Below are 6,888 nucleotides of genomic sequence, written 5' to 3'. Positions count from 1 at the left end.
TCGCTGCTGGACACCCAGCAGCGCTTCCAGCTTGTGAAATGAACCGCCGTATGCGGAACCGCACGTACGGTGGTGTGAGAGGGCGGCTGAGGTAACTCAGCCCCCTACTCGATTGCCGGCCAGTTCCACCGTGAGCCCCTCATAGGCGAGGAACACCTGCAGGCCGTCCAGACGGCTCGCATAGCGGCCCATTACGTCGGCAAACACGGCTTCGAGCTGCTCGTCGCTGCGGGTCGGTTCGTGGTGGGTGCAGTACAGGCGCCGCGCGCCGCAGCGCAGGGCCAGGTCGAAGGCGGCGTCGAAGGTGCCGTGGCCCCAGCCCTGCTTGCTCGTGTATTCCTCGCGGGTGTACGAACAATCCATGATCAGCGCATCGACGCCGGCGACCACTGCGTCGATGCCGGCCTGGCGCTGCGCATTGCGCGCCGCGCAGGCCGCATGCTCGGCGTGGCCGGGCGGATGCAGGTTGTAAAACGGTTCATGGTCGCCGCTGAAAAATAGCGAGGCGCCGCCGCAGTCGATGCGGTAGCCCAGGTTGGCCACCGGGTGGTTCATTTCCGCGCCGCGCACGCGCGCGCCGTCTACTTCGACGGTTTCGCCGGGCGCCAGCGTGTGGTACTCGATACAGGCCGCCATGGCCGCTTCGCTGACAGGAAAATAGCTGTTTTGCAGCTGCACCGCCATCACGTGCTCGATGCCCCGTCCGGCGACCGCATCGTGGGCGCCGTGCAGGCGCATGCGGTTGCCGGCCACGAACAGGGGCGAAAACATGGGCAAGCCGTGAATGTGGTCCCAGTGGCTGTGCGTGATGAAGACGTGCGCGTCGACCGGCAAGCCGGGCGGCAGTTGCTGCGCCAGCGAGAAGATGCCGCTGCCCGCATCGAGGATGATCAGGCTATCGTTGTCGGTGCGCACTTCGATGCATGTGGTGTTGCCGCCATAGCGCGCCGTGCGCGGGCCGGGAGAGGGGATGGAGCCGCGCACGCCCCTGAACGTGAATTTCATTCAGTACCTTGTTACGGTGTAATTATTGTTAATTCTATTCTAATTAATGAGATTGGCGGCAACATTTCTACGTGTTGCTATACGGCAAGTTATTTCATTTTGTTGTAACTAAGTAATGTACAGTGCGCAGGGTGGCCGTTACACTGGCGCTTGCCGACTTCCCCTTTTTTGCTTGTCCATTACCTGATTGCCACCAACATGCCTCAGTTGCACCCTGAGAAAATCGCCCACAGACTGGAGCAATTGACCGAACTCAGTGTCGCGCTCGGCCACGGCCTGGGCGGCGAGGGACACGATATCGGCGCCTTGTTGCAGCGCATCGTGCTGCTGGCAAAAAGCATGAGCGGCGCCGATGGCGCTACCCTGTACCGGCCCATGGCCGAGGGCCGCCAGCTGGCCTTCGACATCAGTGTCAATGACAGCCTGGGCATCGCGCAGGGAGCCGACATGGGCTTGCCGGGCGTGCCCTTGTTCGATGGCGCGGGCCAGCCCAATCTGGCGTCGGTGGCCGCGTATGCGGCGAATCTGCGCCGCAGCGTGAATATCGCCGACGTCTACCGCGACGAGGGCTTCAACTTTTCCGGCATGCGCGAGTTCGATCGCCACCACGGCTACCACACGCAATCGATCCTGACGGTGCCCATGAGCGACCACGAAGGCGAGTTGATCGGCGTGCTGCAGCTGGTCAATGCCAAGGATGGCGAGACGGGCCAGGTGCGCGCCTTTTCTTCCACCGACCAGCGCTTCATCGAGGCGCTGGCCGCGCAGGCGGGCGTGGCGCTGACGAATCAATTGCTCATTGCGCAGCTGGAAGAGCTGCTCGAATCGCTGGTTACCCTGATCAATATTGGCATCGATGAAAAGTCGCCGTACACGGGGCGGCACTGCCAGTTCGTGCCCGAGCTGACGATGCTGCTGGCGGACGCCGCGCATGCGACGGACAGCGGGCCGCTGGCCGGTTTCCGGCTCAGCGACAACGAGCGCAAGCAGCTGTGGCTGGCCGGCCTGCTGCACGACTGCGGCAAGATCACCACCCCCGTGCACGTGGTCGACAAGGCGACCAAGCTGGAAACCATTTTCGACCGTATCGCCCTGGTCGACACGCGCTACGAAGTGCTGCTGCGCGACGCCGAGATCGCGGCGCTGCGCCAGCAGGCGGCGCAGCCGCAGCAGACGGACGCCATCGCCTGCGCGCTGGCGCAGGAGCAGGCGGCGCTGCGCGAAGAGCGCGACTTCATCCGGCGCGTCAACATCGGCGGCGAAAGCATGGCGCAGGCCGACCAGGAGCGCGTGCGGCAGATCGCCAGGCGCCGCTGGCGCGCGGCCGACGGCGAACTGCGCGATTTTCTTGACGCCGACGAGACGGAAAACCTGACCATCCGCGCCGGCACCCTGACGGCGGCCGAGCGGGCCATCGTCAACAACCATATCAGCGTCTCGATCCGCATGCTTGAAGCGCTGCCGTGGCCCAAGCACCTGCAAAAGGTGCCGGAATACGCGGGCGGCCATCACGAGCGCATGGATGGCAAGGGCTATCCGCGCGGGCTGACGAAAGAGCAGATGTCGGTGCCGGCGCGGCTGATGGCGATTGCCGACATTTTCGAGGCGCTGACGGCGCGCGACCGGCCCTACAAAAAAGGCAAGTCGCTGTCCGAATCCCTGCGCATCCTGGGTAACTTTAGCCTGAACGGGCATATCGACCCGGAGCTGTTCGACGTTTTCGTCCGCAGCAAAGTCTATCTGACCTTCGCTGAGAAGCATTTGCATCCGAGCCAGATCGATGCCGTCGACGAGGCGGCTATTCCGGGCTATACCCCTTGAAGCCGTCGCTGGCCTGGCGCAAGCATGGGGCGCGCTGCTTGCTGGGCATACTGCTGACGCTGGCGGCGGCCGTGCTGTGCGTGGCAGGCAATGACAACATCGCGCGCCTTGACGCCATGCTGGGCGACTGGCGCATGCGCGCGGAAAAGCCGCAGCTCGACCGCCGCATCGTCATCGTCGACATCGATGAGAAAAGCCTGGCCCGGGTGGGCCGTTTTCCCTGGAGCCGCGATGTGCAGGCGCGCCTGGTGCGCCAGCTCACCGGCCATTACGGCGTGGCCGCGCTGGGCTTCGATATCTCGTTTCCCGAAGCCGATACCAGTTCCGGCTACGCCGTGCTGCAAGGCCTGGCGCATGGCGAACTGGCGGGCGTGGCCGGCTTGCCGGCGCAGCTGGAAAAACTGCGCCCGGCCATGGATTACGACGGTCTGTTTGCCGAGGCCATGCGTGGCCAGCCCGTGGTGCTGGGCTACAGCGTCTCGGAGCAGCAAAGGAAGGGTGTGCTGCCCAGGCCCGCCTTTACCGTCGCCGATTTGAACGGGCGCACGGTCACGGCCTACGTGGCGCGCGGCTACGAAGCCAATATCGCGCCCCTGCAGGCGGCCGCGCAAGGCGCCGGCATCTTCACGGCGCTGACCGATGCCGATGGCGTCGTGCGTTCCTCGACCCTGTTGCAGCGCATCGGCGACGGCTATTATCCTTCGCTGTCGCTGGCCACCGTCGCCGTCTACCTGCAGGCGCGCGCCATCGCCCCCCGTTTCACGGGCACGGCCGATACCCAGTCGGCGCGCGAACTGGCCAGCGGCGGCCTCGAACACATCATGCTGTTTACGCCGCGCGGCGCGCTGGCGATACCCGTGGGCGAAGCCTTGACGGCCACGGTGCAGTACCGCGGCGCGGGCGGCCCCGATGGCGGCGCCTTCCGCTATGTCTCGGCGTCCGATGTGCTGGCCGGCACGGTGCCGCCCGCGCTGCTGAAGGGCGCCCTCGTGCTGGTGGGCACCACGGCGCCTGGCTTGAACGATATCCGCGCCACCCCCGTGAATGCCGAGTATCCGGGGGTGGAGGTGCACGCCAACCTGATCAAATCCATGCTCGACGGGCGCTTCAAGGGGCGGCCCGACTACGCGCTGGCGCTCGAACTGGTGCAAATCGTGCTGTTTGGTTTGCTGCTGGCCGGCGCTCTGGCCGTGCTGCCGCCGGCCGGCGTGATGCTGGCCACGCTGGGCGCGCTGGCGGCCGCCATTGGCATCAACCTGTACCTGTACGCCGTGCACGACCTGGTGCTGGGCGGCGCCGTGCTGCTGTTGCTGATCCTGGCGCTGTTCATCGCCAACCTGGCCTGGGGCTATTTCTTCGAGGTGCGCAAGGGACGCGCGCTGGTAGCCCGTTTCGGCGAATATGTGGCGCCCGAGCTGGTGGCCGAGATGGCCGACGATCCACAGCGCTACACCATGGAAGGCGAGAACCGCGAACTGACGGTGCTGTTTGCCGACGTGCGCGGTTTCACGGCTATCTCCGAGCAGCTGGCGCCGGCCGCGCTGCGCGAATACATCAATGAATACCTGACGGCCATGTCGGAAGATATCCGCGACAGCCATGGCGGCACCCTGGACAAATACATCGGCGACGCCGTGATGGCGTTCTGGGGTGCGCCCGTCGCCTTTGCCGATCACGCCAGCCGCGCCGTAGCCAGCGCCCTGCTGATGCAGCGCAGCACGGCGCGGTTGAACCAGCAGTTTTGCGCGCGCGGCTGGCCGCCGCTGCGCATCGGCATCGGCCTCAATACGGGGCCCATGCATGTGGGCGACATGGGCTCGCGCATCCGCCGCGCCTATACCGTCATGGGTGACAGCGTCAACCTGGCCGCGCGCCTGGAAGGCGCCAGCAAGCTGTATGGCGTGGGGATCGTGGTGGGCGAGGCCACGCGCGCGGCCACCCCGGATGTCCTGTACCGCGAGCTCGACCGGATCAGGGTGCTGGGCAAGCAGGAAGCGGTGGCCATCTTCGAGCCGCGCTGCCTGCAGGCCGCTACTCCTGCCGCCGAGCTGGCGCAGCTGGAGCGCTGGCATGCGGTGCTGGCCCGGCTGCGCGCGCGCGACTGGGCGGCGGCTGGCGCGCAACTGGCCCGCTTGCAGGCGGACTTTCCCGACGACGGCCTGTACCGCCTGTACGCGGCACGCCTGGAGCAGTACCGCAATGCGCCGCCGCCTGCCGACTGGGATGGTGTGACAGAATTGCACAACAAATAGGCGGGCCAGCGTGCCGGGAAATGCCAGCCATGGCGCACTGTTTGTTGCGCTGCGATAAAAATCAGGGCGAAATGTTAGAAATTTCTGACTGGAAACTAAAAGCCGTCTAAAATTTGCCTTCAATCCATTGCCGGACACGCTGGCGCCTGCGGGCCGCGTGCTTGTCCGGTTACACAAGAAATCCTTCACATGACCTATCGTTTGGTGCACCTGCTTGCGGGTTCCGCGCTGCTGTTCGCCGTCGGCACCGCTGGCGCTGACGTTTCCATGGATGAAGCTATTCCTGCCACGCAGGAAGACGGCGTGCCGCGCTTCGAGATCCGCCGCTTCGACGTCCAGGGCAATACCCTGCTCACCTCCGTGCAGGTGCAAGCCTTGCTGGCGCCCTTTACAGGAGAAAAACGCGATTTTTCCGCTATTGCCCGCGCCGTCGAGGCGCTGGAAACGGCTTACCGCGAGCGTGGTTACAGCGCCGTGCAGGTGCAACTGCCCGAGCAGGAGCTGGAGCGCGGCGTGGTGCGCCTGAGCGTACTGCAAACGCCGCTGGGCAAGGTCGCCATCAGCGGCAACGAGTACGTCGACGAGGCCAACGTGCGGCGTGCCTTGCCCGCCCTGCGCGAAGGCGAGACGCCGAACTTGCCGGCCCTGTCGCAAAGCCTGAAACTGGCCAACGAAAACCCGGCGCGCAAGATCGAAGTGCGCCTGCAAGCCGACGAGCCGGCAGGCGCCATCGACGCCATCGTCACGGTGGCCGATGAAAAGCCCTGGAAAGCCATGCTCAATGTCGACAATACGGGCAATGCGCAAACGGGAAAAACGCACGTGGGCGTGGTGTTGCAGCATGCCAATCTGTTTGGCCGTGACCATGTCGCCAGCCTGCAATACACGAGCAGCCTGGAAAAGCCGGACAAGGTGCGCGTGTATGGCGCCGGCTACCACTTGCCGCTGTATGCGCTGGGCGACTCGATGGATTTTTTCGCCAGCTATTCGACCGTCGATTCGGGCAGCGTCTCGGCCGGCATTTTTGATCTGGCCGTCAGCGGCCAGGGCAGCATGGCCGGCATCCGCTACAACCAGAACTTTGCCCGCAGCGGCGATTTCGAAGCCAAGCTTGTGTACGGCGTCGATTACAAGGCTTACCGCAACAGCGTGCAATTGTTCGGCATGGAGCTGGGCGCCGACGTCACGGTGCATCCGCTCAGCGTCAGCTACATCGGCAACTGGACCTTGCCCACGGGCGAGACCAGCGTGGCGGTCACGTTCGCGCATAACATTCCCGGTGGCAAGCACGGCGCGCAAGCCGATTTCGACCGCGTGCGCGCGCATGCCAAGGCGGCCTACAACACCTTGCGCCTGAGCGCCAGCACGGGGCGCGTGCTGGCCGGCGACTGGCAATGGCGCGCGCTGGTCAATGCGCAAGTCACGCCGGACGCGCTGGTGCCGGGCGAGCAGTTCGGCGCCGGCGGCGCCGCGTCCGTGCGCGGCTTTGCCGAGCGCGAGGTGGCCAATGATACGGGCGCCAACCTGAACCTGGAACTGTACACGCCGAACTGGTGCGGCCAGGCGCTCGCTTACCAGTGCCGCGCGTTGGCCTTCTATGACACGGCCTGGCTGCGCCGCAACCATGGGCTGCCCGGCGAAAGCGCTACACAAGGCATAGCCAGCGCCGGCCTCGGCCTGCGTTTGCTGTTGAGCCGCTACGCCAATCTGCAACTCGATTACGCCCATGTCGTCAATGGCGGCGACACGGGACAGCGGGGCGCCAAGCGTCTGCATTTCCGCCTCGCCTTGGCCTACTAGTATCAGGATG

Annotated in this window: 4 protein-coding genes; 3 read left to right on the top strand and 1 reads right to left on the bottom strand. The window is 65.3% G+C overall.

Features of this window, described 5'->3' with window-relative positions; translation table 11 throughout:
- Positions 1–96 precede the first annotated feature (96 nt).
- A complete protein-coding gene (locus ACQ4WS_RS23770; protein WP_436479466.1) occupies positions 97–1,005 on the bottom strand; it encodes an MBL fold metallo-hydrolase in 909 nt (302 codons plus the stop codon).
- Positions 1,006–1,203: 198 nt separating this feature from the next.
- Between ACQ4WS_RS23770 and ACQ4WS_RS23765 the strand changes: the two genes are divergently transcribed.
- The 3 genes from ACQ4WS_RS23765 (at position 1,204) to ACQ4WS_RS23755 (ending at position 6,878) form a co-directional block, all read left to right on the top strand.
- Positions 1,204–2,826, top strand: a complete 1,623-nt coding sequence (locus ACQ4WS_RS23765) for a GAF and HD-GYP domain-containing protein (RefSeq protein ID WP_436479465.1) — start codon at positions 1,204–1,206, stop codon at positions 2,824–2,826.
- Positions 2,823–5,078: a CHASE2 domain-containing protein gene (locus ACQ4WS_RS23760; RefSeq protein ID WP_436479464.1), complete on the top strand. Its 2,256-nt coding sequence runs from the start codon at positions 2,823–2,825 to the stop codon at positions 5,076–5,078. The genes ACQ4WS_RS23765 and ACQ4WS_RS23760 overlap by 4 nt, the downstream gene beginning before the upstream one ends.
- A 189-nt stretch (positions 5,079–5,267) precedes the next feature.
- Positions 5,268–6,878 carry a ShlB/FhaC/HecB family hemolysin secretion/activation protein gene (locus ACQ4WS_RS23755; RefSeq protein ID WP_436479463.1) on the top strand — a complete coding sequence of 537 codons (1,611 nt, stop codon included), beginning with the start codon at positions 5,268–5,270 and terminating at the stop codon, positions 6,876–6,878.
- Positions 6,879–6,888 lie beyond the last annotated feature (10 nt).

The organism is Janthinobacterium leeuwenhoeki (genome assembly GCF_051380795.1).
GTDB lineage: Bacteria > Pseudomonadota > Gammaproteobacteria > Burkholderiales > Burkholderiaceae_D > Janthinobacterium.
The sequence above is the reverse complement of the archived record's forward strand: the minus strand, read 5'-3'. Positions and strand labels throughout refer to the sequence as shown.